20 protein-coding genes and 1 tRNA gene are annotated in these 24117 nt (G+C 55.4%); 7 read left to right on the top strand and 14 right to left on the bottom strand.

What is annotated here, in order from left to right; all coding sequences use genetic code 11:
* The first annotated feature begins 64 nt into the window (after positions 1–64).
* The 3 genes from mtnA (at position 65) to IZU99_07535 (ending at position 2878) form a co-directional block, all read left to right on the top strand.
* Positions 65–1144: an S-methyl-5-thioribose-1-phosphate isomerase gene (gene mtnA / locus IZU99_07545; protein UOO37117.1), complete on the top strand. Its 1080-nt coding sequence runs from the start codon at positions 65–67 to the stop codon at positions 1142–1144.
* A 180-nt stretch (positions 1145–1324) separates the two neighbouring features.
* On the top strand, positions 1325–2017 hold the full coding sequence (locus IZU99_07540; GenBank protein UOO37116.1) for a class II aldolase/adducin family protein: 693 nt from the start codon (positions 1325–1327) through the stop codon (positions 2015–2017).
* 9 nt (positions 2018–2026) lie between these two features.
* Positions 2027–2878 carry a fumarylacetoacetate hydrolase family protein gene (locus IZU99_07535; GenBank protein ID UOO37115.1) on the top strand — a complete coding sequence of 284 codons (852 nt, stop codon included), beginning with the start codon at positions 2027–2029 and terminating at the stop codon, positions 2876–2878.
* Between the two features lie 302 nt (positions 2879–3180).
* Here IZU99_07535 and IZU99_07530 read toward each other — a convergent pair whose 3' ends face one another.
* From IZU99_07530 to IZU99_07480, 11 genes are all read right to left on the bottom strand, one after another.
* Entirely contained in the window at positions 3181–5274 is a 2094-nt protein-coding gene (locus IZU99_07530) for a glutamine synthetase III (GenBank protein ID UOO37114.1), read from the bottom strand.
* A gap of 300 nt (positions 5275–5574) precedes the next feature.
* The gene (locus tag IZU99_07525; protein ID UOO37113.1) at positions 5575–5844 is read right to left on the bottom strand and encodes a hypothetical protein; all 270 of its coding nucleotides are present in this window, start codon (positions 5842–5844) and stop codon (positions 5575–5577) included.
* A 96-nt stretch (positions 5845–5940) separates the two neighbouring features.
* On the bottom strand, positions 5941–6804 hold the full coding sequence (pstA, locus tag IZU99_07520) for a phosphate ABC transporter permease PstA (protein ID UOO38785.1): 864 nt from the start codon (positions 6802–6804) through the stop codon (positions 5941–5943).
* A 25-nt stretch (positions 6805–6829) separates the two neighbouring features.
* Positions 6830–7729 carry a phosphate ABC transporter permease subunit PstC gene (gene pstC, locus IZU99_07515; GenBank protein ID UOO37112.1) on the bottom strand — a complete coding sequence of 300 codons (900 nt, stop codon included), beginning with the start codon at positions 7727–7729 and terminating at the stop codon, positions 6830–6832.
* Between the two features lie 75 nt (positions 7730–7804).
* Positions 7805–8695 (bottom strand): substrate-binding domain-containing protein, encoded by an 891-nt coding sequence (locus IZU99_07510; protein UOO37111.1) that lies wholly within the window; start codon positions 8693–8695, stop codon positions 7805–7807.
* A 152-nt stretch (positions 8696–8847) separates the two neighbouring features.
* Positions 8848–10794, bottom strand: a complete 1947-nt coding sequence (ftsH, locus tag IZU99_07505; GenBank protein UOO38784.1) for an ATP-dependent zinc metalloprotease FtsH — start codon at positions 10792–10794, stop codon at positions 8848–8850.
* A 54-nt stretch (positions 10795–10848) separates the two neighbouring features.
* Positions 10849–11385 carry a hypoxanthine phosphoribosyltransferase gene (gene hpt, locus IZU99_07500; GenBank protein ID UOO37110.1) on the bottom strand — a complete coding sequence of 179 codons (537 nt, stop codon included), beginning with the start codon at positions 11383–11385 and terminating at the stop codon, positions 10849–10851.
* The gene (gene tilS / locus IZU99_07495; protein UOO37109.1) at positions 11375–12721 is read right to left on the bottom strand and encodes a tRNA lysidine(34) synthetase TilS; all 1347 of its coding nucleotides are present in this window, start codon (positions 12719–12721) and stop codon (positions 11375–11377) included. The genes hpt and tilS overlap by 11 nt, the downstream gene beginning before the upstream one ends.
* A 14-nt stretch (positions 12722–12735) precedes the next feature.
* Positions 12736–14052, bottom strand: coding sequence for a replicative DNA helicase (dnaB, locus tag IZU99_07490; GenBank protein ID UOO38783.1), 1317 nt, complete (start codon positions 14050–14052; stop codon positions 12736–12738).
* 67 nt (positions 14053–14119) lie between these two features.
* Positions 14120–14566: a 50S ribosomal protein L9 gene (locus IZU99_07485; protein UOO37108.1), complete on the bottom strand. Its 447-nt coding sequence runs from the start codon at positions 14564–14566 to the stop codon at positions 14120–14122.
* 17 nt (positions 14567–14583) lie between these two features.
* Positions 14584–16608: a DHH family phosphoesterase gene (locus IZU99_07480; GenBank protein UOO37107.1), complete on the bottom strand. Its 2025-nt coding sequence runs from the start codon at positions 16606–16608 to the stop codon at positions 14584–14586.
* A 231-nt stretch (positions 16609–16839) separates the two neighbouring features.
* On the opposite strand from IZU99_07480, the gene IZU99_07475 reads away from it, so the two are divergent.
* Both IZU99_07475 and IZU99_07470 read left to right on the top strand, forming a co-directional pair.
* A complete protein-coding gene (locus IZU99_07475) occupies positions 16840–19155 on the top strand; it encodes an NTP transferase domain-containing protein (GenBank protein ID UOO37106.1) in 2316 nt (771 codons plus the stop codon).
* Between the two features lie 131 nt (positions 19156–19286).
* Complete coding sequence (locus IZU99_07470) at positions 19287–20054, top strand: transporter substrate-binding domain-containing protein (protein UOO37105.1); 768 nt, start codon at positions 19287–19289, stop codon at positions 20052–20054.
* A gap of 113 nt (positions 20055–20167) precedes the next feature.
* Here the strand turns inward: IZU99_07470 and IZU99_07465 are convergent.
* The 3 genes from IZU99_07465 to IZU99_07455 form a co-directional block, all read right to left on the bottom strand.
* A tRNA-Leu gene (locus IZU99_07465) sits at positions 20168–20248 on the bottom strand.
* A gap of 166 nt (positions 20249–20414) precedes the next feature.
* On the bottom strand, positions 20415–21470 hold the full coding sequence (locus IZU99_07460; protein UOO37104.1) for an IS30 family transposase: 1056 nt from the start codon (positions 21468–21470) through the stop codon (positions 20415–20417).
* A 129-nt stretch (positions 21471–21599) separates the two neighbouring features.
* Positions 21600–22754: a stage II sporulation protein P gene (locus IZU99_07455; GenBank protein ID UOO37103.1), complete on the bottom strand. Its 1155-nt coding sequence runs from the start codon at positions 22752–22754 to the stop codon at positions 21600–21602.
* Positions 22755–22884: 130 nt separating this feature from the next.
* Between IZU99_07455 and IZU99_07450 the strand changes: the two genes are divergently transcribed.
* Both IZU99_07450 and IZU99_07445 read left to right on the top strand, forming a co-directional pair.
* Positions 22885–23130, top strand: a complete 246-nt coding sequence (locus tag IZU99_07450) for a TIGR03905 family TSCPD domain-containing protein (protein ID UOO37102.1) — start codon at positions 22885–22887, stop codon at positions 23128–23130.
* A 109-nt stretch (positions 23131–23239) separates the two neighbouring features.
* Positions 23240–24097 (top strand): sigma-E processing peptidase SpoIIGA, encoded by an 858-nt coding sequence (locus tag IZU99_07445; GenBank protein ID UOO37101.1) that lies wholly within the window; start codon positions 23240–23242, stop codon positions 24095–24097.
* The last annotated feature ends 20 nt before the right edge of the window (positions 24098–24117 follow it).

Below are 24117 nucleotides of genomic sequence, written 5' to 3'. Positions count from 1 at the left end.
CGTATTTTATCGCACGGGCGGATGTGCTATAATAATTTTATTCAAACCGAATAAGCGGAGTGAAATGATGGAGCCAATAAAAAAGCCGGATAATGTCCGTTTCAGCGATGACGGTATGTCCGTTGTCATTCTCGACCAGAGCCTGCTGCCGAACGAGACAAAATATTTGACGTTGAGCGATAGGGAAGAGCTGTTTGAGGCAATTGCCCAATTGCGCGTGCGCGGGGCCCCGGCAATTGGGATTTTTGCCGCGTTTGCCGTCAGCGTTCTCGCCACGCGCTCAAAAGCGGCTGATGACGCATCGTTTTATCAAGAATTTACTGAGAACAAGGCGTATCTTGAATCGTCGCGGCCGACGGCGGTGAATCTGCGCCATGCGCTTGACCGAATGGATGCCGTCGTACATAAAAACGCTGGGCTGCCTATTCCGGCGCTCTGCAACGCCTTGTATCATGAAGCGCTGGCGATTCAAAATGAGGACATCGCCATGTGCCGGGCCATCGCTGAGCACGGCCTCTCGCTCGTTAAAGACGGCGACGGCGTCTTGACGCATTGTAACGCCGGACCCTTGGCGACGTCGCTTTACGGCACCGGCCTTGGGGCGATTTTTCTCGCGCACGAGCGCGGTCTTCGCCTGCGCGTTTTCGTCGACGAGACGCGCCCGCTTCTGCAGGGAGCGCGGCTGACGTCGTATGAGCTACACCGGGCGGGCATTGGCTGCACGCTCATTTGCGATAACATGGCAAGCCTCGTGATGAAGGAAGGGAAAATCGGTGCCGTCTTTGTCGGCTGTGACAGGGTGGCGCGAAACGGCGACACGGCCAATAAAATCGGGACAAACGGCCTTGCCGTCCTCGCGCGGTATTACAGCATCCCGTTTTTCGTCTTCTGCCCGTCATCAACGATTGATTTTAACTGCAAAACAGGCGCGGATATCGTCATCGAACAGCGCCCTTCTGAGGAGATTAAGGAAAAATTTTTTGAAAAGCCGATGGCGCTGCCGGAAATCGCCTGCTATAATCCCGCCTTTGACGTGACGGATGCTTCTTTGATAACAGCGATCATCACCGAAAACGGCGTCTGCCGCCCACCGTATCGGGAAAACCTCGCAAATATGTTTCAAAACCCACCCGCCGCCCAATAAAGGTATAGGGGGCTGCGCCCGCTATGACCCCATTAAGCCTTCCCCATTGGGGAAGGTGGCACGACGAAGTCGTGACGGATGAGGGCATCCCGTCCTACATCCCGTAGGGACGGCCATTGGCCGTCCGCCTCAAAGGCCCACTCGCTGCCCCCATACACCACACATGAAGGAGATCCCGCCATGTCACCTGAAGCTTACCCCACCGACCAAGAAGCCAAACGCGCCATCATTGAGGCCGGACAGCGCCTGTATCAAAAAGGCCTCGTCTGCGCAAGCGACGGTAATATAAGCACCCGTGTGTCGCCGAATCACGTCCTGGCAACGCCCTCCGGTGTTTGCAAGGGCTTTTTGACGGAGGATATGCTCATAAAGCTCGACCTGGACGGCAGTGTTCTGGAGGGGACATCCATGCCCTCCAGTGAGATTAAAATGCACCTGAATTGCTACAAACAGTCGCCAGACGTTCTCGCCGTCGTCCACGCGCACCCGCCGTCTGCCGCCGCTTTTGCCGCCGCCGGGCTGCCGCTTGACACGGCGATTTTGCAGGAGACCGTCGTCTTGCTTGGTGTTGTGCCGCTCGTCCCATTTGCCCTGCCGGGATCGGACGATTTGGCGGACGGCGTTTCGGCGTTCGTGCAGGACTATCATGCCCTTCTGCTGGAGCACCATGGCGCCGTCGCGTGGGGGAAAAGCGTCAATGAGGCGCTCGAGCGCATGGAGCGCATCGAGTATACAGCAACCGTTACGCTGTTGTCAAAAATGCTCGGCATCACTCGAGCGATGACGGAAAAACAAATCGACGCGCTTTTGGCGCTGCGGCCGAGGTGGGGGATCACCGGCGGCGGCAGGCCGTTGGGGCGCGACGATGTATGAGGTGACGCGATGAAACTGTTAAGCTTTGTAAAAGACGGTCGTTTTCACACCGGCGTACTCCGGGATAACGGCACCGTCGTCGACCTCGCGCCGCTCGGCTGCCCCACACGCATGAATGACATTATCGCCGGTTGGGATAGCCTCAAAGGCCGCGTCGCGGCGGCGCTCGGCGATGAGAACCTTCCGGCGCTCGACCGTACGTCACTGCACTATGCCAATATCACCGCGCCGCAGAAAATCGTTTGCGTCGGGCTCAATTATAAAAGCCATGCCGCTGAGACGGGAATGGCCCCGCCGCGCGACATCGTCTTTTTTTCTAAATTTAACGATGCGCTCGCGCCCGCGGGCGCGCCCGTTTCGCTCCCACCGTGGCTTCGCTGCTTTGACTACGAGGCCGAGCTTGTCCTTGTCATCGGGAAACAGGCGTGGAACATCCCGGAGGATGCGGCGCTCGATTATATCTTCGGCTATACGTGCGGCAATGACCTCAGCGCGCGCGACAGTCAGTTTCTCTCCAGCCAGTGGCTGGCGGGCAAAGCGTTTCCAGGCTTTGCCCCAGCGGGCCCCGTTATCACGACGGCGGATAGCTTCGACCCCGACGGCGATAACGGGATATACTGCGACGTCAATGGCGTGCGCAGGCAGTCCGGCACAACGTCAGACATGATTTTCAATTGCAGGGCCATCGTCAGCGCGGCCTCGCGCTACTTTAAGCTCGCCCCCGGCGATCTCATTTTTACAGGGACGCCCGCGGGCGTTCTTCTCGGTAAACCGGAAGCGTCGCGCGTTTGGCTGAAACAGGGCGACAGTGTGTCTGTCACAATCGACGGCCTCGGTACCCTGACGACAAAGCTGATCTAAACCCACCCGCCAACCAAAAAGGTATATAGGGTGCAGTTCACCCCCTATGTCCCCTAATAAAAGACAAGGGGCTTCTCCCGTCGAGCACGACGACCTCCGCGTGCCGTAGGGACGGCCATTGGCCGTCCGCCCCTGCGCCCGCCCCAAAAGCCTCCCTTTTGAGGGAGGTGGCATTCGCGCAGCGAATAACGGAGGGCGTTCCCCTACCATCCTCGCAGGGGCGGATTCCATATCCGCCCATAACAAAGCCGCCGGATGATCCGGCGGCTCTGTTCATTATGATATAAGGTTTTCTGAAGCTCTTACAGAACGGAGAAGAGCATATCGCCGTAAGTCGGGAGCGGCCAGGCTTTCTTCGCCGTGATGAGCTCCAGAGCGTCGGCAGCGGCGCGGACGCTGTCCATAACGGGGATGACGTTCGTCTTGTACGCCATAGACATTTCGGCAGTGCCGGTGATGGCTTCCGTCTTTGCCAGCACTTCCTCAAGAGCGATGGTGCCCTTATAAAGATCGCCCGTCAGTTCGCTGATGCGGGAAACGCACGCTGTCTCAAAGGAGACATCAACACCGGCAATCAGGGCCTTTTTGGCGTTTGCCGCTTCGGCAAGCTTTTTGGCATAGCCTGTAACGGCGGGGAGAATGCTCGTCTTGGCAATCTCCAGCATGGTGAGCGCCTCGATGTTGAGAATCTTGCAGTAGTTCTCAAGGGCAATCTCAAAGCGGGAATGCAGCTCCTTCTCAGAATAAACGCCATGTGTCTTGAAGAGCTTGACATTCTTTTCCTGAATGAGATAGGGCAGGGCTTCGGGCGTCGACTTGAGGTTTAACAGGCCGCGCTTTTCAGCCTCTACAACCCATGCGTCGTCGTAACCGTTGCCGTTAAAGATGATGCGTTTATGTTTCTTGATCGTCTCTTTGACGAGCTTTGTAAGCACGGCGTTAAAGTCTGTCGCGTTTTCAAGGGCATCGGCAAAAACGCGCAGGGACTCGGCGACGGCCGTGTTGAGAACGGTGTTGGCCTCGGCAATCGACATGGACGAGCCAGCCATGCGGAACTCGAACTTGTTGCCCGTGAAGGCAAACGGGGAGGTGCGGTTGCGATCCGTCGTATCCTTCGGGAACTGCGGCAGGACGTCGACGCCGATCTTCATCATCGTCTTGGACTTCGAGTCGTAGCTCGAGCCGCTGTCGATTGCTTCGACAATGGCTGTCAGCTCGTCGCCGAGGAAGATGGAGATGATGGCCGGAGGCGCTTCGTTGGCACCGAGGCGGTGATCGTTGGCCGCTGTGGCAACCGAGATGCGCAGAAGATCCTGATGCTCGTCGACAGCCTTGATGACGGCGGCGAGGAAGAGGAGGAACTGCGCGTTTTCAAACGGGGTCTTTCCCGGGTCGAGGAGATTCGTGCCGGTGTTCGTGGCAATTGACCAGTTGTTGTGCTTGCCGCTGCCGTTGACGCCTGCAAAGGGCTTTTCGTGCAGGAGGCAGATCATATCGTATTTTTTGGCGATGCGCTGCATGAGCTCCATCGTCAGGTGGTTGTGATCGACGGCAATATTGGTTGTCGAGAAGATGGGCGCGAGCTCGTGCTGAGCGGGCGCGACTTCATTGTGCTCTGTCTTGGCAAGCACGCCGAGCTTCCACAGCTCCTCGTTGAGTTCATTCATAAAGGCTGCAACGCGGGTTTTGATGGCGGCAAAGTACTGATCCTCCAGCTCCTGACCCTTGGGGGGTTTGTTGCCGAAGAGCGTGCGGCCGGTGAAGACGAGGTCTCTTCTCTGTTCATAGAGCGCCTTGTCGATGAGGAAGTATTCCTGCTCAGGGCCGACCGTTGATTTGACGGCCGTTACGTCCTTGTTACCAAACAGATGCAGAACACGAACAGCCTGCTTGCTGACGGCTTCCATGGAGCGCAGCAGCGGCGTTTTAGCGTCAAGCGCCTCGCCTGTGTAAGAGCAGAAGGCCGTCGGTATGTAAAGCGTCGCGCCCTTGACAAAAGCGGCGGACGTGGGGTCCCACACGGTGTAGCCGCGGGCTTCAAACGTCGCGCGGATGCCGCCGGACGGGAAGCTCGACGCGTCGGGCTCACCGCGGACAAGCTCACCGCCGGAAAACTCCATTAGAACGCGGCCGTCATTTGTCGGCGTGATAAAGCTGTCATGCTTTTCGGCTGTGATGCCGGTCATCGGCTGGAACCAATGGGTGTAATGCGTCGCGCCTTTTTCGAGTGCCCAGTCTTTCATGGCATTGGCGACAACGTTGGCAACGCTGATATCAAGATCAGCGCCCGCGTTAATCGTTTTCTGCAATGCCTTATATGTCTCCTTGGGCAGTCTTTGCTTCATGACATGATCGCTGAAAACCATACTTCCGAACATTTCATTGACAGTAGCCATATAAATATCTCCCCAAATAATAATGTATGTAGGAACAACAAGAAAAAACGGCAACAGGTCACCACCATACCGTGGCGCCCTTGCCGCTGTATTTATAAATTATATCGTCACGTGTTTTGTTTGTCAATGCTCGATCGACAGATAAAACACTGCAAAATGAATAATGTTTTGATAAGTCCTTCAAAAGAAATTATCAAAATATGATGAGAGGGGCGAAGAACGCACCGAAGAGGCTTGTTTTCCTGTGGAAATAAAAAGCAGAGGCAGCGCCAGCTGCCTCTGTTTTTGATTTGATAAGGCTTACTGCTTGCAGCAGTGCTTGACACGGTCAGCTTCCTCGGCGCGTTTGCCGTCGTTAAATCGGTCGAGCGTGCCGACGAGATAGCCCGTAATGCGGCGGATGCGCTCAAAGGGGACTGTTTTCCAGTGATACGTCAGGTCGGCGTATTCGCCGCTGAGCTTAATATCCAGCCCGTCGATAATCTTGTCGGGATGCGCCGTGTGCGCATGGGCGATATAGGCCTCGCGCTCGGCAGCGGTCAAATTTCCTCCAGTAACGGTGACATGCATCACGAAACCCTCCTCAAAAGATATATGTAGTTATTTCTAGATGTAAGATACACTATATCATGTTGTTCAAGGATTGTCTACTGAAATAATCCACAATTATTTGAGTGTATTTTTGTGACGCAGCCACCGGGCGGACAGGTTAAAGACGAAGACAAGGATGATGAGCGCGGCGGCCGCCATGTCGGCCAGCGCATATTTATCGGGCAGAATAGCAGCTGTTTTAAGATACCAGATGCGCACGGCCAGTGTATCGGCCGTCCGGAAAATGTTGAGGGGAGAGGTGTGGCTGAAGGGATTCCAGTTCGAAAAGTTGACGTCGGATGTCAGGCCGGAGGTGTAGATCAGCGCCGCCGCCTCACCAAACGACCGCCCAGCTGCCAAAATGACGCCGGTCGTAATCCGGCTTTTTGCCGCCGGCAGCAGAATTTTAACGATCGTCTGCCAGCGGGTGGCGCCAAGCCCAAAGCTGCCCTCGCGGTAGGCGTCCGGGATGTCGCGCACGGCATCCTCGGTAACGCGTGTTAAAAGCGGAATGCCGATCAGCGCCAGCGTCAGGATACCGGCAAGCATGTTCCAGGTGGCCTTTTCCAGTAGGACAAAGGCGAGAAAGCCGAACAGACCAAGGACGATCGAAGGTAGCGACGAAAGCGTCTCGATAGACGTACGGATAATGTTCGTGAGGCGGCCGCGGCTGGCGTATTCCGCCATATAAATACCGGCGCCGACGCCGAGCGGTACAGAGATGACGAGTGCCAGCAGCACCATATAAACAGTGTTAAAGAGCTCGACGCCGAGTCCGTCCTTCCCAAAACCGAGGTATTGCGGGAGAAATGATGAAATGCCGCGCCCGACGACATAAAGCGTGATAGAAGCGAGTAAAAGGAGAAAAAAACCCGCGATGATGTAGAGCGCAATCGTTGCCGCCTTGTCCTGCTTTTTTCGGATACTGTTATGCTGCATCAGTTGTTGTTCGTTCATGGCGCCCTCAGCTTTCTGTCTTTTTCCGGCCAATCAGGCGGATAACGATAATGAATACAAAGGAGATGATAAACAGCAAAAGCGCCATACTCCAAAGACTGTCCGTCCACTGTGTGCCGTCAGCGGCGCTGCCCATGCCGGAGGCAATCTGTGTTGTGAGCGTGCTCGTCTGAGAGAGAATGCCTTTCGGGAAGGCCAGCCGACCGCCGATGACCATAGAAACAGCCAGCGCCTCGCCGAACGCGCGTGACAAGCCGAGGACAACGCCCGTGAGAATCCCGCCGGAGGCGGCCCGGAGGCGGACTGTTGAAATCATCTGCCAGCGCGTCGCGCCGAGTCCGTAGGATGCCTCTGTGTACTCGTGCGGGACGTTACGGATGGCATCGGCCGAGACGGAGGCAATCGTCGGAAAAATCATGACGGCAAGGACGATGCCGCCTGCCAACACGCTCTCACCCCCGAAGGGCAGATGAAAGAGCTTGGCAATAAAGGGGCATAAAACGGAGATGCCGACCCAGCCGTAAACAACGGACGGAATGCCGACGAAAATTTCTATGGCGGGCTGCAACAGGCGGCTGCCAAGACGCGGCGAAATCTCCACAATAAAAATGGCGCACGCCACGGCAAACGGCGTGGCGATGAGGAGTGCCAAAGACGATACTGCAAGCGACCCCGTGATAAAAATGGCCGAGCCTGCCGGGCCGGCTTCCTGCCTGAATTCCATGGCGGGGTCCCATCGGCTGCCCAAAAGGAAATCAATAACGGACTGATTATGCGTTGTAAAAGACGCCAGTCCTTTCCACGCCAAAAACAGCGAAATCGCCACCGTTAACAGCACAATAAAAAGGCCGAGAACGGTCAGCGTCGATTTTCCGAGCGTCTCTTTGAAAAATTTCGTCTGACTCATAGTATCCCTCTTTTTCGGGCGAAAGCCGTTTCACAAGCATCTGCTTGTGAAACAGCTTTCATGAAGCTTTGTTTGTTATCTCGAAACGGTCATTTTTGAGACATCGCCGTAACCATTGTCAGTGATCGTCTTGGCAAAATCAGCCGACATGACGTAATCAATAAACGCTTTGACGGAACCGGTGGCCTCGCCCTTGGTGTACATGTGCTCGAAGCCCCAGATGACGTATTTGCCGGTGTAAACGTTGTCATACGTGGCGTCGACGCCGTCAAGCTGTAGGAGCGTCAGATCCTTGCAGTAGGGCAGGGTTTCGTAGCCAATCGCACCCTTGCCGGTTGTAATAGCCGTCTGCAGGTCACCGGAGGATTCTTTCTTTGTGAAGTTGGCAAACGCGCCAAGGTCCGCGTCGGAGAGCTTCTTTCCAATGCCGTACGTTTCAAACAGCGTGCGCGTGCCCGAACCGGCCTTGCGGTAGTAGACGCTGACCGGCAGGCTGCCGCCCGTCCAACCGTTCACTTGATTCCAGTCTGTAATCGCGCCGGTGAAAATCTTTGTCAGGTCGTCCTTCGTAATGGATTTGAGGTTTGCGGCGACATCGCTGCTCACGGCAATACCGACGGCAACGACGGCGACCTGATGGTCAACGAGGCCCGTTGCATCCTTACCGGCCTGCTCCGGTGTGACGTCGGAATCGCCGATGTTTACAGTCCCCGCGGCGACATCGGTAAGGCCAGTGCCGGAACCGCCGCCGTTAATTGTGACGGAGCCATCAAATTTGGTCGCTGCCTTAAAGGGGTCGATGGCAAGCGTGAGGAGCGGCTGGAGCGCTGTTGAGCCGGAGGCCGTGATGCTGCCAGCGGCGGCAGGTGACGTTGTGTTGTTTGACGTCGGCGTACCCGCGTTGCAGCCGGCAAGTAATGTGACGGCTGTCAGGGCGGCGAGAGCAAGTGCGATGATTTTTTTCATTTTCATATCTCCTTTTACTCTGATAACGTTTTAGTATTTACATTAATACGGTATTATTATTAAATGAAACAGACAGGTCGTGTAAAATGTTTGTTAAATGTGAAAAGGCAGAAAAATCCCCGCCGGATGTGTCTTCCGGCGGGGACTGCTCTTTATTCTGTTTCGTCATGTTCTCCGCCGGGCGGCGTGACACCGGTCTCGCCGAGGCGGTCCTTATAATCCTGTGAAAACTCAACGTAGACGCCGCTCGGCTCCGGGGCCTTGACCTTCGGAGGCGGCACTTTGCCGTCGTGCTCACAGAGCCAATTGAAGTCGTCGCCGTCCATCGTCTCGTGCTCGAGGAGGTATTCGGCTGTGGCGATGAGGATGTTCTTGTGCGCCACTAAAAGCTCCTCACACTTGGCCATGGCCTCGTCAAAAATCCGTTTGACCTCGTCGTCAATGAGTGCCGCCGTTTTTTCGGAATAGCTCTTCGTCTGAGAGAAGTCGCGCCCGATGAAGACGGAATGGCTGCTGTCATCAAAGGAAATGGGGCCGATCTTGTCGCTCATGCCGTATTTCGTAACCATGGCGCGGGCGATACTCGAGGCGTGCTGAATGTCGGAGGAGGCACCGGTGGAAATATCGTCGAGCATGAGCTTTTCCGCCATGCGGCCGCCGAGGCTCGTAATGATATCCTCAAACATCTGGCTTTTTGAATTATAGCTCTTATCTTCCTGCGGGCGGAAGATCGTGATGCCGCCGGCCATACCGTGCGGGATGATCGTGATGTGGTGGACGGGGTCAACATGCTCGAGGTAATGCGCCACAACGGCGTGCCCCGCCTCATGGTAAGCTGTCAGCTTCCTGTCTTTTTCTGTGACGACGCGGCTTTTCTTCTCCGGTCCGGCAATGACCTTCAGCGTTGCCGCCTCAATCTCATTCATCGTGATAAAGCGCTTATTAAAGCGCGCGGCCAGAAGCGCCGCTTCGTTTAACAGATTTTCAAGGTCAGCGCCCGTGAAGCCGGTCGTCCCCTTGGCAACGCTAGCGAGGTCAACGTCATCGGCGAGCACCTTGCCGCGGGCGTGGACGCGGAGAATCGCTTCGCGGCCCTTGATATCAGGCAGACCGACGTAGACCTGGCGGTCAAAACGGCCGGGGCGCAAAAGTGCGCTGTCAAGGATGTCGTTGCGGTTTGTTGCCGCCATGACGATAACACCTTCGTTTGTGGTGAAACCGTCCATCTCAACGAGCAGTTGGTTGAGCGTTTGCTCGCGCTCGTCGTGGCCGCCGCCGAGACCGGCGCCGCGCTGGCGGCCGACCGCGTCGATTTCATCGATGAAAATGATCGCCGGGGCGAGCTTTTTGGCCTGATCGAACAAGTCGCGCACGCGGGAGGCGCCGACGCCGACATAGAGCTCGACGAAGTCGGAGCCGGAGATGGACAAAAACTGCACACCGGCCTCACCGGCAACAGCCTTGGCCAGCAGCGTTTTACCGGTGCCCGGCGGGCCGATCAGCAAAACGCCCTTGGGTATGCGCGCGCCGAGATTGATATACTTCTGCGGGCCCTTGAGGAAGTCAACGATTTCGCGCAGCTCTTCCTTTTCTTCTTCTGCCCCGGCTACATCGGCAAAAGTGACCTTCTTCTTTTCCTCACTGGCAAGACGCGTTCTGGCCTTGCCAAATTTGATGACGGACTTGTCGCCGCCGACGCCGGAACGGTTCATCATGGCGTTCCAGAGCACGATGAAGAAAATAATGATGAGCGCGTAAGGGATGAGCTGGAACCACCACGGCGCCTGCCAGCCCACGTCATAGTCGTAGTTGAAGTTCGGGTCAAGCATCAGCTTGTTGACATCGGGGTTGACGTCTTCATAAAAGATGCTGACATTGTACAGCTTGTGGGTGACGATTTTGCTCCCTGTATCCTGATAATTCTCCTTGAGCTCCATCGTCAGCGTGCTGTCTTTAAGCGTGAAGGACTGAACCTCCTGTGCACTGAAAAGACGTCGGACTTCCGAATAATTTATCGTCGTGGCGTTCGTCCCCTGATTAATCAGCAAGAGATAGACGGCTGAAATCAGGATAATGATGACGAGCACGTAAAATCCTATGTCACGCGGGCTTCTGTTTTTTGGCTTCAAATATGTCACTTCTTTCCTGTGGGACTACTCATAAATCTCCGGCTTGAGCGAGCCGATATAGGGCAGGTTGCGGTAGTGCTCGGCGTAATCGAGGCCGTAACCGACGTAAAACGCATCGGGGCAGGTAAAGCCGACGTAATCGGCACTGATGGGAGCCTTCCGCCGAGAGGGCTTGTCAAGCAGGGCGCAGATTTTTACTGACGCGGGCTTCAGGCTTAAAAGGTACGAGCGCAGAAATGTCAGCGTCACGCCCGTGTCGAGGATATCCTCTGCGATGAGAAGATGCCGCCCTGCGGCGTCGGCGGAAAGTGGCTTTGTCAGCGTCACGATACCGGATGTCTCGGTCGCGTTGCCGTAAGAGGAGGCCGCGATAAAATCAACGTCGCAATATAAATCAATCGCACGGGCGAGGTCGGCCATGAAGACGAAAGAGCCCTTGAGAATGCCGACGAGTAACGGCGGTTCGGCGGTATAATCGGTGGTTATCTGTGCGCCAAGCTCACAGACTCTTTTGGCGATGGCATCGGCTGTGAAAAATACTTTTTCTATATCATTTTTCATATGCCGTCTCCTCAAATTTTATCTCCAAAATCCGGTCGCCCTCACGGGCGGCGGCGCGTTTGTCAAAACCGAGGCCGTATACGGCAAGGGGGCCGTTGTCATCGCAGACAACTGGGATAGCCTGCCGCCGCGCCAGCGGTATGCGCTCTTCAATAAACAGTTTTTTCAGAGTTTTAGTACCGCCGCGGCCAAAAAGCGCAATTTTGTCGCCCGTTTCGCGCGGCCTGACGATGATTTTACCACATATCTTATCCGTTTTGAATAGAAAAGTGGTGAATGATTTATTAATTTTTTTAAAGTCATCCGATTCCGTACACGTCACGGCAAGGCCAATCTCAGGGATCAAAACGCGCCCGCCGATCGGCAAGAAAATTTTTTCAAACGTGACGGGCCGCAGTGATTTTTCGAAAATAACGCGTTCATATTCACGCCGGACCGTACCGGTCGGGAGCGAGAGCCGAGCGGCGGGTGATGCGGTGCGGCAGAGTGCCAAAACGGCCGCCACATGGCGTGATGTGAGCGCATCGCCAGATAGCTGCCGCACGACGCGGGAGGAAACAGGTTCCGGCAGGGCAGTCAGCGCGCGCGCTTCAATCACGCCGTCCGTGACGTTAGCTTCAATAAACGCGTCGGCAAGGCTTGTCAGATACGCGTCGTCAGAACGGGCAAGCGCTGCCGTCTCGGCAGCACGGCCCAAAAACTGGGGGTTTATGGCCTTCAAAACGGGTATGACTTTGTGGCGCAGGAGATTTCTGTTATAGATGTCTAGCGCGTTTGTGGCGTCCTCAACATAGGTAAGCGCGTGGTCGGCGAGAAATGATAAAATCGCCGCCCGCTCAACTGTCAGCATCGGCCGAATGATGTTGCCGCGGACAGGCGGAATCCCGCCAAGCCCGCGCAGACCCGCGCCGCGCGTGAAGTTTAAAAGGATCGTCTCGGCATTATCATCTGCCGTATGAGCCGTTGCAATCCGGGCAGCCGATATTTTTTCGGCGGCGTTTTCAAGAAATTCGTATCGCAGCGTACGTGCGGCCGCCTCAATGCCAAGACCGTTTGTGTGCGCGTAAGCACGAACATCAGCGCTACCGGTCAGAAGCGGTACGTCCAGTTTCCGGCACAGGTCGCGGACAAATTGCTCGTCACGGTCGGCGTCAGCGCCGCGCAGACGATGGTTAAAGTGGGCCGCCGCGACGGAAAAGCCGCGGGCTGGTGCCAACGCCAAAAGCGCCGCCATAAGACACACGGAATCGGCGCCGCCCGAAACGGCAACTAAAACCGTCCCGCCGCGCGGCAGCATGTCATACCGGTCGGCAAAAGCCGTTATTTTCTGAAGCATGTGTCGTCTCCGGCTTATTCGGCGTGGTGCCTGTCAAGCGAGGTGTACGTCGTAAATTCAGGGATCCATTTGAGCTCGATGGTGCCTGTCTCGCCGCGCCTGTTTTTCAAAACAAGGCATTCGGCAATATTTTGCTGCTCAACTTCTTTATTATAATAGTCCTCGCGGTAAAGACCTAAAACGATGTCGGCATCCTGCTCGATGGCGCCCGACTCGCGCAGGTCGGAGAGCATGGGGCGCTTGTCATGCCGCGCTTCGTTGGCACGGGACAGCTGCGACAGGCAGACGACCGGCACGTTTAATTCCTTAGCCATAATTTTCAGCATGCGGCTGATATCGGAAACAACCTGCGTCCTATTGTCGCCTGAGCTTTTTGTATTGCCGCCCGCGCTTTGCATCAACTGCAAATAGTCGATAACAACGAGACCGAGGTTCGGCAGGCGGCGGCATTGTGCGTTCATATCGGCAACCGACAGAGAGGGGTTATCGTTTATCAGAAGGTCGTAGCCGCTGATCATAGCGGCTGCCGTACCGATTTTCCGCCACTCGTCGGCAGACAGCCGACCTGTCTGGAGCTTTTTGTTGTCTATAAAGCTCTCGGAGGAGAGTAGGCGCATCGCCAACTGCTCGCGAGACATTTCAAGCGAAAAAACGGCAATCGATTTGCCGGAGGTCTTGGCAACATGAAGCGCAATATTCAGCGCGATACTCGTTTTGCCCATACCGGGGCGCGAGGCAATGAGAATCAGGTCGGAGTTGTTAAGACCCATGATAAAGCGGTCCAAATCATCTAGGCCGCTTGGCAAGCCGGGAAACTTGCTGCCGCTTTTGGCCGCCAGCGAAAGCTGATCGTAAACGCTGATAAGAATTTTTGAAATCGGTTCAAGACCCTGCGTGTTCCGCCCTTGCCGCAGGGCATATATTTTTTTCTCCGCCGCCTCCAAAATGATGGCGGCACCGCCGGCGCCCTCCAGCGCCATGTTCAAAATATCACTGCCAGTGTCGGCAATGCTGCGCAACAGCGCCATATCGCGGACGATGGCGGCATATTCCATCACGTTTGCCGATGTCGGCGTGATGTTGACGAGTTCTAAGAGATACGCGGGTGACGTGTCTGTCAAAACACCGGCAACGCGCATCTGTTCCAAAACCGTCACAGGGTCTGTCACCATGGAATATGTGAACATCGAGTAGATCGTCTCATAAATTTCGCGGTTGACGGTTGAATAAAAGTCAGACGGTTTTAATACACCCACAACGTCACCGATGCAGCGGGCGTCAAGTAGCATGGCGCCTAATACCGCCTGTTCGGCTTCAATGCTGTGCGGCATTTGCCTGCCTAAAAGCTCATCCACAAAGTATCCCCCAAACCATCAAACTTCAGCCGGAAATTCTCTCTTATGCCTCTGTGACAAGCAGATGGAGCGTCCCCGTGATTTCAAAACCGAATTTACATTTCACCTCAAAAGAGCCGAACGTCTTAATGGGCTCGTCCAGAACGATCTTGTTCTTTTCGATAACAATGCCGTGCTGCTCCTTCAAGGCGTCGGAAATTTCCTTGGCGGTAACGGCGCCGAAGAGCTTTCCGGCCCCGCCGGCGCGCGCCGAAACCTTGACAACGCAGCTGTCGAGTTTCAATGCGGCTTCGCGCGCGGCAGCCTTTTCGTCCTCCAGCTTTTTAAGGCGCGCCGCTTCTTTGATTTTGATGGCATTTATGTTGTCCGCAGTCGCTTCGACTGCGAATTTTTTCGGAAACAGATAATTTCTCGCGTATCCGTCCGATACGTCGATGAGCTGCCCTTTCTTACCGTGATCCTTGATATCCTGCTGTAAAATAACCTTCATGTTTTCTCCTCCGGAATTTAATTGTTCTCGTCAAGGCGCGTGTGCGCGCTGGCGTCAATGTAGTCGTCAATGGCGGCCTTTAATTGCTCAAGCACTTCCGCCTGGCGCATGCCGGTCACCTTAGCCCCCGCCGTTGACTGATTCCCACCGCCGCCGAGCTTTTCCATAATAACCTGTGCGTTGACGTTGCCGATGCTGCGCGCGGAGATGAAAACGTCGTCGCCGTCGGGTGAGACGACGAAAGAGGCCTGAACACCCGCAATGTTTAAAAGCTCGTCGGCTGCCTGCGCGACAATAACTCTGTTTTCGCGCACGTCGGACGACGCGAGCGCGATCCCGGGCTTAAACATCGTCGCGCCGCGGATAATGGCGTATTTCGACATCGTCGTGTCAAAGTCAGACTGTAAAAGCCGTTTGACATCCGTCGTATCCGCGCCGGAACGGCGCAGATAAGCCGCGGCGTCAAACGTGCGGCTGCCGGTGTGGATGGCAAAGCTTTTCGTGTCAAGCACGATCCCGGCTAAAAGCGCTTCAGACTCAACGCGCAGGATGTCACTCGGCTCAACAAGATATTGCAGCATCTCCGCAACAAGCTCAGACGCCGATGAGGCATACGGCTCGTGGAAGTTGAGCGTGGCGTTTTCAATATAGGTCGCGGCCCGGCGGTGGTGGTCAATGACGGCGACGTGGTTCATGGAGAGCAAGAGCGCCTCGGACTCCACCTGCTCAGGCCTGTTTGTGTCGACGATGACGAGAAGCGTTTTGCTGTCGGCAAAGAGCATCGCGTCCTGCGCGGATATAAAAACGCCCCTGTATTCCGGGTGCTCGCGGAGCTGCTGCGTCATATCCACAACGGCGCTCGGATCGGCGCTTGAGACGATATATGCGCGCTTTTGGCGTTTCCTGGCAATGCAGCAAATGCCGGCGGCCGCCCCAAGAGAGTCAAGGTCGGCGCGCGCGTGGCTCATCACGATAACGGATGAGGCGTCGGAGATGAGTTCACCCAGAGCATTTGCCATAACGCGCGACTTAACCTTTGTCCGTTTTTCAACCTCGGTGGACAAGCCGCCGTAAAATTCAAAGCTGAATCTGTTTTTTATAACGGCTTGATCGCCCCCACGGGAGAGGGCCATTTCGATGCCGACGGACGCATACCGGAAGTTTTCCTCCAGTGTCTTGCCGTCTTTTCCGATGCCGATGCTGAGCGTGGCATGCACACCGCCACCCGTCTTGATGGCCTCGCGCACTGTTTCGAGTAGCGAGAATTTATCCTCGACAAAGGCGTGCAGATAGCGTTCCTCAAAAAGGTAAAGGTAGCGGTCTCTGTCATATTTGCATAAAACGCCGTTACTGCCTGTGAGATAGGCGCTGATTTTATCGTCAATGGCTGATAAAATAGCCGATTTGTCCTTTTCAGCCATGTTTTTGATGAGCTCTTCATAATTGTCAAACATGATAATGGCACAGACGGGCCGCGAGGCCAGATATTCATCCGATCTGTCCGCGTATTCCGTCATGTCGACCCAATAGGCAGCCGCCATCACGCCGTCAGATTCATGCGTTGTGTGAATAATGCTGCCGAAAATCTTGTAGCGCCTGTCGCCGACCGTCATCAGCTGCGGGCATTCGTTTTTTCCGTCGAGCAGCCACTTGGCAGAAAAATCGGGGATCAAGTCTGTCAGGCGCACGTCGAAGAAACGCTCCTTGCTGTCCGTCAGTTGGACAAAACGGTTGTTTGACCAAAGAACCGTCAGCGTTTCCGGGCTAAAAATAACGACGGGCAGCGGAAAGCTCAATAGCGTGTCCTTTGTCGCCGACGCCGTGCTGTTGGTGACGGATTCGATGTATTTTAAGAGCTTTAAGGAGCGCTTTTTGGATGAGAAACGGATAAAAACGGCTAAGAGCAGGACGACAGAAGCCTCGGCGATAGCAAGATACAAACTGTACCGGCCGAAGAAAAATGTCACAACGGCGAAAACGAGCAGAAGGGAGAGGCTCAAACGCATGCTGGGCAGATAATTGTCAAGCATCTTTTTATTCAAAACAGGCACCCCGGTCTTCAGCATTGATATATCATTATATCAGAGCTTCTCCTCTTATACAATAAAAATGAAAGACGAGGCAACAGACAAAACACCACCACGCCGGCGGATAACGGCGTACTGCGGCGGAAATAATGACAGATACCATTGCAGACCAAATTGGGCTGCATCCTTAATGACCGGCGGCATTAAGGCGATGTCTTGTTCCGCTGGAGAGGGGAAACGTCAATCATGAAAGCTGTTATCATGGCCGGCGGCGAGGGGACGCGCCTGCGCCCCGTCAGCGTCAACAAGCCGAAGCCGATGGCGACACTGTTCGGCAGGCCGGTTTTAGAGCATATCCTGCTGCTGCTTCAAAAAAACGGCGTGACAGAGGCGTGCTGCACGCTCAAATACATGCCGCAGATGATCACCGAATATTTCGGCAGCGGCGAAAACTTCGGCGTTCGTCTGACATACAAAATTGAGGAAGAGGCGCTGGGCACGGCTGGCGGTGTCTCAAACTGCGCCGATTTTATCGGGGAAGAAGACTTTCTCGTAATATCCGGCGACTGCGTCTGCGATTTTGACCTTCAGGCGCTCTTCGATTTTCACCGTGCCAAAAAAGCGGCGGCAACGCTGGCGCTCACGCACCATAAAGAGCCGCTTGAATACGGCCTCGTCGTCACGCGGGAGGATGGCCGCGTCGAGCGCTTTGTTGAAAAACCAGCGTGGGATAAGGTGCTGACCGACCGGATCAACACCGGTATTTACGTGCTGTCGCCAACGGTGCTCGGCGAGATTCCACAGGGGCAGCCATACGATTTTGGGCGCGATTTGTTTCCGCGTTTGCTTGAGACAAATAGTGCCTTGTATGGCTTTGACGCCAACGGTTACTGGTGTGACATCGGCAGCCCCGCATCATATCTCGCCTGCTGCCGGGACGCGCTCGGCAGCAAGGTCAGGTTGGATCTCGGCGCACCGCTGGTGAAAGACGGTGTCTGGTGCGCGTCGCCGCTGCCGGAGGGGGTTCTGATCGTGCCGCCCGTTGTCATCGGTGACGGTGCCGTTATCGACAAAGGAGCCACAATCGGCCCGGAAGCCGTTATTGGCGCGTCTTCCGTCGTCGGAGCGGGCGCTGTCGTTTGCCGCGCTGTCGTCTCTGGCGCCATCCTTGATGGTGATGTGCATCTCGACGGGGCAATCGTCTGCCGGGGCGCGCGCATCGGCCGTGGTACCGTCGTCTCCGAGGGTGCCGTCATCGGAGAAGACTGCCTCGTCGGCGAGCACTGCGTGCTCGCGCCCGGCACAAAGCTGTGGCCGTCGCGGCAAATTGTGTCCGGCACGGCCGTCAGCGGGACGCTGTCGTTTGGGTCGCTTAAATCAGGGCCGACATTTGAAAAGCCGGGCATTTTATCGGGTGAGGGCATGCTTGACACCGAAACAGCTCTGCGCCTCGGCGTGGCGTCGGCGTCGTTCGGGCGCGTCGGCGTTGCCTGGCACGGCGGTGACGGTGCCCGCGTCCTGGCCGAAGCATTCGGCTGCGGTGTGTCGTCCGGCGGTGCGGCACTGTACAGGTGTGACAGCGCGTTTCGCGCACAGTGTGCCTACGCGGGCATCTTATACGATTTGCCGCTGACTGTTTTTGCCGAAGAGACGCGGGAAGGTGTCAGCCTGGCGTTTTTCAGCGCTGACGGGGTCGTTATTCCCCGAGAAATCGAGCGTAAACTCGAAAGTGCCGCGTCTGACCTGGGTGAGCGGCCGGTACGCCGAGCCGGGGTCGTCATTTCCGGCGCAGGCGTCGGGGAGGCTTATGTGGCCGAGGCCGCGCGCCGCGCGCGCGCTGATTTAGACGTTACTGAGGCGTTGACGGTCGCCGTTGTCGGTAAAGGCGCTGAAAACAGGGCGCTGAAAAGTGCTCTGTCGCATCTTGGCTGCATTGTTCTGGACAAACTGTTACATTGTCCCGCGTTTGAAATTATGCCCGGCGGCGTCTCGTTTGAAGCGGTTGATGAGGACGGCTATCGGCTTACGGCAGATAAAACAGCCGTTTTATCCGCATTCGTCGCGTTTGACTGCGGCGCAAAGGCGCTCGCCGTCCCGTATGACGCCCCCGACATCATTGACAGTCTTGCGGCGACGTTTCAGGGCTCTGTCCGCCGCCTCGGGCGGGACGGTGCGGCGGCCGACGCGCTTTTTGCCCGACAGTTGACACTGCGTGACGGTGTTTTTGACGCATCGCGCCTCTGCGCGTATCTGACAAGCCGGGGCGAAACGCTTCGTGATTTGCACCGCCGTTTGCCGATCTTTCACGCGGCGACGCGGGAGGTGGTGCTGCAGGGCGACAGGGGCTCCGTCATGCGCGCTTTGTCCGGGGCACAGGCAGGAGCGCGTTTAGAGATGCTTGCCGGTCTGCGACTTGAGTCGGAGAAGGGAAACGTGCACATTGCCCCGCTTCGCCATCGCAGCGCTCTGGCCATCCGCGCCGAAGGGATGAGCGAAGAGATTGCCGAAGAGCTGTGCGCGGAATTTGAGCAGCGCGCCCAACAGGCCGACGACCAGAGTTGACTGCCGTCCGTCAAAACAGAGAAAACGCCGCAGCTGATTAAAAATCGGTTGCGGCGTCTTGTTTTTTGCAATATAATCAAATTTGTTTGTAAAATCATCCGATTTCTCGTCGAGAGGGGGGGGCGTCAGACATGAAAAAAATATTTGCTCTGGTAACCGCGCTGATCATGCTGCTGGGGCTGTCCGCCTGCTCAAAGACGCCTGCCAATACCGTTTTTTCAACAAAAGACCTGACGGGTAAAAACATCGGCGTCGTCAAAAATTCAGCGTCTGTCGTTCTTACCGCCGGATACGGGACGCAGCATCCCTACGACGTGGCGGAGACGATGCTTGTCGATCTGAAAAACGGCGGGCTCGACTGCGCCGTCATGGATGAGACAGCCGCAAAAGCAGCCGTCCGAAAGGTCTCGCACGTCAAAATTCTATCACAGCCCGTCTACGAGGCGGACTTTTGCTTTGCCATCGCCAAGGAAAACCCCGATTTAAAAGAGGCCGTTGATTCGGCGCTCCAGCAGCTGAAGAAAAGCGGCACTCTCAAAAAGATCATTGACGGTTATTCAAAGCAAAACGGCTACCGCTACGCGTCGCCGTCAAACGCCGACCACTCGGTCGGCACGCTGACGCTCGCCGTCGGCGGCGCGTTTGCGCCGTATTGCTATCAGGACGAAAAGAGTGCTTACGTTGGTATCGACATCGATGTGGCCCGCGCCGTCTGTGATATTCTCCGCGTCGATATGAAGGTCAGCGAAACGAAACGAGATAATCTCGTCACTATCGTGCAGTTCGGCAAGGCGGATTTTTCCCTCGGCGGCGTCACAAATAATGACAATGACGCCAAGCTCGTCGACTTCTCAAATCCCTACACAACCTGTACCCAGGTGATTATTGTTCGGAAATAAGTGACTCGCCCGTACCCCTCGCCCCTGTAGGGGCGGGTTTCCATGCCCGCCCGCGCCGCAGGGATTCCAGTGAAAAAAGGAAGAGTAGGCTTTGCCTACTCTTCCTTTATTAATGCGAGAGATGGGACTTGAACCCACACGCCAACGACACACGCCCCTCAAACGTGCCTGTCTACCAATTCCAGCACTCTCGCGGATAGTGCAAGGGTTATTATAGACAGGCACACGCATTTTGTCAACGGATAATTTTCATAAATTGCAAGTGCAAATTGAACACCCCGAGGCAAAATCGTTCCCATCAATTAACCTTGGACACAGATGGTGCCGCAGGCGCTGTCTGTGCCAAGGTTGTCGCAGCCGTCAGGCTGCGTATTCGGAATCAAGAAAGGCTTCAAATAGTTCCTCTGGCGTGTGGTATCCGAGCTTCTTCCGGGGTCGCCCATTTAACTCATCAGCAGCGGACAGGATGTCCTCGTCTGTATACTGCTCAATAGATGTTCCCTTTGGAACGAAGGTCCGGAACAGTCCATTATGCCTTTCGTTCTGAGGACGTTCCCAAGAGCTGTATGGGTGGGCAAAGTAGATCTGGGAACCCCAAGCCTCGACTTCTGCAAAGTCGGCGAACTCGCTGCCGTTGTCTACGGTAATCGTCTTAAAAATCTGTGAAAAACGTTCCCCGTACTCAGCGCGTAGGCTTTTCATGGCAGACATCACCGCATCACTGGTCTTTCCGGGAATACGAATGGCGATGTAGTGCTCGGTCTTCTTCTCCAGCAGAGAGAGTACAACTGCCTCTTTCCCAGCTCGTTTTCCAACCACGGTGTCGCCCTCCCAGTGGCCGCCTTCTATACGAAGGGAAGCGATCTCAGGACGGGCGGAAATGCTTGTGCCGTAGTGCTTTTTGTTTTCCCTGCCCCTGGCCTTTCGGGTGCTGCGTTTTAAGGCTTCCGGCAGTTCGGTCGGCGTGATGGGAAGCAAGCCTGCCCAGACCATGTTGTACAGAGTGCGGGTACAAACCATCTGATCTTCACTGTACAAACGCTGTCGCTTCGCATATCCGCAGCAGGAATCCAGCGACCACTTGTGTTCCCGGATCTGCTTGACTACCCAGTCAATGAAAGTCTTGCAGGAGCCTGCTTTGAGGGGCTTGACACAAGCCCTTCGATTAGCCTTGTAGATGGCCTCGCCGAGTTTCGGAGAATAGCCAGGTGCTTGGCCCCTGTTGCTCTTCCGTGTCGGTGTACCTCGCCTTAACTCGTATGAGATGGTGGACGGTGAACAGCCAATGTTTCGGGCGATGCCGCGTACGCCAAGTCCCTGCTTCAAGAGGGCTTTGACAGCACCACGATCTTCCAAGCTCAAGTGTTGCCCTTTCTTGCGTTCTGCGCTGACTGTGATAGAATCATTGTTATCCATAGTGATTGTATCCTTTCGGTGGCAGATGTTGTGTAGGAACTACATTTTACCACGAAGAATAATCACTATGGATTTTTCTGTTCAAGTGTTCAATTTCATTTTACAATCAACCAACGGATAATTTTGAATTTATTTCTTATACAGTGCCAGAATCACCTTTGACGAGGCGTCGGCAAAATAGCGCGCCGCAGATAGCGACTCATCAAGCGTGTTGCCCGTACAGCCGACCTCCACAATCATCGACCCCGGCGCCGCCTGCTGGTTATAGCGGTACTGTGACAGCTCGATGGGCTTGGCTAATGACGGGTAGAGGCTGTTCATCTCGTCCTGGATATGCAGGGCAAGCTTGAAGTTTTCCTTCCAGTTTGGGTGGTTGAGACCGGAAGCGTTTGATCCGATGACAAACATCACCTGGGAGCAGGTGGTGCCGCCGACATCGGCCAGCGTTTTATAGACAGTCCCGTCGGCAGCCTGAATGGCGTCACGGTGGAGGTCAATGACGAGCTTGATGGTAGGATATTTTTTGAGATAGGCGGCAATGGCGTCGTAAGAGCGGTTGTAAGCACCCTGATAGCTTGGATAATCGTATACGCCCGTGTCATGGATCACCTTAATACCTTTGCTCTCGTATGCCGATGCAAGCTCGTCGCCGACGCGGATGACGCTGTAGCTCTTATTCTGCGTCCGAAACGTGTCGGACACCGCATATTGATCTTTCCCGTCAGGCATATACGCCTCACTGCTGTGCGTGTGAATGATGAGGACGGCCGGCTTGCCTGCGGTGAGAGAGATGCCCAGCGGCTCTTTGAGCAGGGCTTGCGTGTCAAGCGTATAATCCGTTTTATTGTTGACGGCAATAGCCGAATATGTCTTCCCCGGCTTTGTGACAACGGTGGGCGGTGACGGCGTGGCCCCGTCCGTGTTGCTGCCGTTTTGATCGTCCGGCAATGTTTCGTTGCCGTCTTCCGCGCTTTGAGCGGGGCTTTCCGACACGGTAGGCGCATCGGCGGAGATGCTGCCTGAAAACGGGATCGTCGCGCCGAGAATCATTATGCCGGCGTCGTTTTTCTTATCGGGATTCCCAAGCTCCATGCGCAGAATGCTGTCGACAAAATGAGCGTCTCCGGCAAGACCCGTCAGATATCCATCGGACGGTGCATCTCCGCCTAACTGTGCAAACATTCTGAAACAAAGACATAAAAAAAAGAGGAGCGCCAGCGCCTTAACCGTCATCGGCAGTCTCAGCGGCCCGATGCGCGTTCTCGTTCGGACGGTTCTGTGCAAAACCGTGTCACCTCCGTCAGACAAGCTTTTGTCGTACGAAAAATTATATGATACGCCACGCCGCAATATGTGATGTTGTCCATTATCATCTGTTTGTGATATAATCGTCTAAAAAATAACGAGGACAAATATGAAGAAAACTTTTATCCCGAAGGGAATATGCGCCAGCAAAATTGATGTTGAGATTGAAAACGGCGTCATCAAATCCGTTCAATTTACCGGCGGCTGCGATGGCAATCTCACGGGGATCACACGCCTTGTTCAGGGGATGGATGCCCAAAAAGCCACAGAGCTTTTAAGCGGCATCCGCTGCGGCAGAAAGAGCACCTCCTGCCCGGACCAGCTGGCAAAGGCACTTCAGGAAGCCGTGGATTAACGACGGACGGTAGAATGACCCGGGTCATGCTTTTTTGCATGGCCCGGTTTTTTTGACCTTTTTTTTCAGCCGACCCGTCTATAATGGCACCAAGCGGGGAGGGACATGAGTGAAGCCTGTTGTCTATGTCGATGAATTGTTTTTATTGAATTGCCTCATCAATTACCTTCTGCTGCTTTTGACGGCACGGATTTGTTCGGTGCCGTCGCCGCGCCTGCGCCTTTTCTGCGCCGCGGCGCTCGGCGGTCTCTATGCGGTGGCGGCCGTTCTGCCGTTGCCGGATTTTATCATCCATCCCATTGTCAAGGCATCCGTCGGTGTCTTAATGGTGCTTGTATCCTTCGGCGGACAAAAAAAGCTCTTACGCCTGTCGCTCATTTTTTTCGCCGTCGCCGTTGCCTTTGGCGGGGCGGTTCTGGCAGCCCAGTTGCTCGGCGGCGGTGATTTGCTCGGCAGTGTCCTCACGCCTGCAAGCCTGCGCGTCCTGCTGCCGGCCTTTATCATTACCTATTTTGTTTTGACGCTTGTTTTCCGCCGCGCCGCACGGCATACCAAGGGCGGAGGAGGTGTCGTCGCGCTGCGGCTGCGCTCCGGTGACAGGGAGGTGAGCCTCCGGGCTTTGCGTGATACCGGCAATGCACTTGTCGATCCGCTGACGGGCAAGCCCGTCATCATCGCGGGGGTGGGAGACGTTAAAGCGCTCTTCCCGCCGGGGTTACATAAAACAGTTACCGCACTGCGGCTGAAAGACGCCGTCAACGTGCTGGAAGAGCTCTGCGGATCGGATAAGAGCTTGCGTTTTCAGCTCGTGCCGTACAGCGCCGTCGGCGTGCCCGGCAGTATGCTCTTAGCCTTCCGGCCGGATGAAGTGGTTATTGATGGTCAAAATAAAACAGGCATGCTTTTAGCGCTCTCGCCGAACAGTGTCTCGGAAAACGGGACATACGCGGCGCTCCTCGGTGCCTGACAAACGGCCGATGAAAGGAA

This window comes from Oscillospiraceae bacterium CM (assembly GCA_022870705.1).
GTDB lineage: Bacteria > Bacillota > Clostridia > Oscillospirales > Oscillospiraceae > Sporobacter.
Note: the sequence above shows the minus strand (reverse complement) of the source record. Positions and strands in the feature narration are given on the sequence as shown.

Coding starts and splice junctions, on each gene's coding strand:
- tilS (UOO37109.1), bottom strand. CDS start 12,721: ATGCTTCAGAAAATAACGGCTTTTGCCGACCGGTATGACATGCTGCCG.
- IZU99_07540 (UOO37116.1), top strand. CDS start 1,325: ATGTCACCTGAAGCTTACCCCACCGACCAAGAAGCCAAACGCGCCATC.
- IZU99_07450 (UOO37102.1), top strand. CDS start 22,885: ATGAAGAAAACTTTTATCCCGAAGGGAATATGCGCCAGCAAAATTGAT.
- IZU99_07475 (UOO37106.1), top strand. CDS start 16,840: ATGAAAGCTGTTATCATGGCCGGCGGCGAGGGGACGCGCCTGCGCCCC.
- IZU99_07470 (UOO37105.1), top strand. CDS start 19,287: ATGAAAAAAATATTTGCTCTGGTAACCGCGCTGATCATGCTGCTGGGG.
- IZU99_07535 (UOO37115.1), top strand. CDS start 2,027: ATGAAACTGTTAAGCTTTGTAAAAGACGGTCGTTTTCACACCGGCGTA.
- IZU99_07530 (UOO37114.1), bottom strand. CDS start 5,274: ATGGCTACTGTCAATGAAATGTTCGGAAGTATGGTTTTCAGCGATCAT.
- mtnA (UOO37117.1), top strand. CDS start 65: ATGATGGAGCCAATAAAAAAGCCGGATAATGTCCGTTTCAGCGATGAC.
- pstC (UOO37112.1), bottom strand. CDS start 7,729: ATGAGTCAGACGAAATTTTTCAAAGAGACGCTCGGAAAATCGACGCTG.
- dnaB (UOO38783.1), bottom strand. CDS start 14,052: ATGCCGCACAGCATTGAAGCCGAACAGGCGGTATTAGGCGCCATGCTA.
- IZU99_07460 (UOO37104.1), bottom strand. CDS start 21,470: ATGGATAACAATGATTCTATCACAGTCAGCGCAGAACGCAAGAAAGGG.
- hpt (UOO37110.1), bottom strand. CDS start 11,385: ATGAAAAATGATATAGAAAAAGTATTTTTCACAGCCGATGCCATCGCC.
- IZU99_07525 (UOO37113.1), bottom strand. CDS start 5,844: ATGCATGTCACCGTTACTGGAGGAAATTTGACCGCTGCCGAGCGCGAG.
- pstA (UOO38785.1), bottom strand. CDS start 6,804: ATGCAGCATAACAGTATCCGAAAAAAGCAGGACAAGGCGGCAACGATT.
- IZU99_07510 (UOO37111.1), bottom strand. CDS start 8,695: ATGAAAAAAATCATCGCACTTGCTCTCGCCGCCCTGACAGCCGTCACA.
- IZU99_07485 (UOO37108.1), bottom strand. CDS start 14,566: ATGAAGGTTATTTTACAGCAGGATATCAAGGATCACGGTAAGAAAGGG.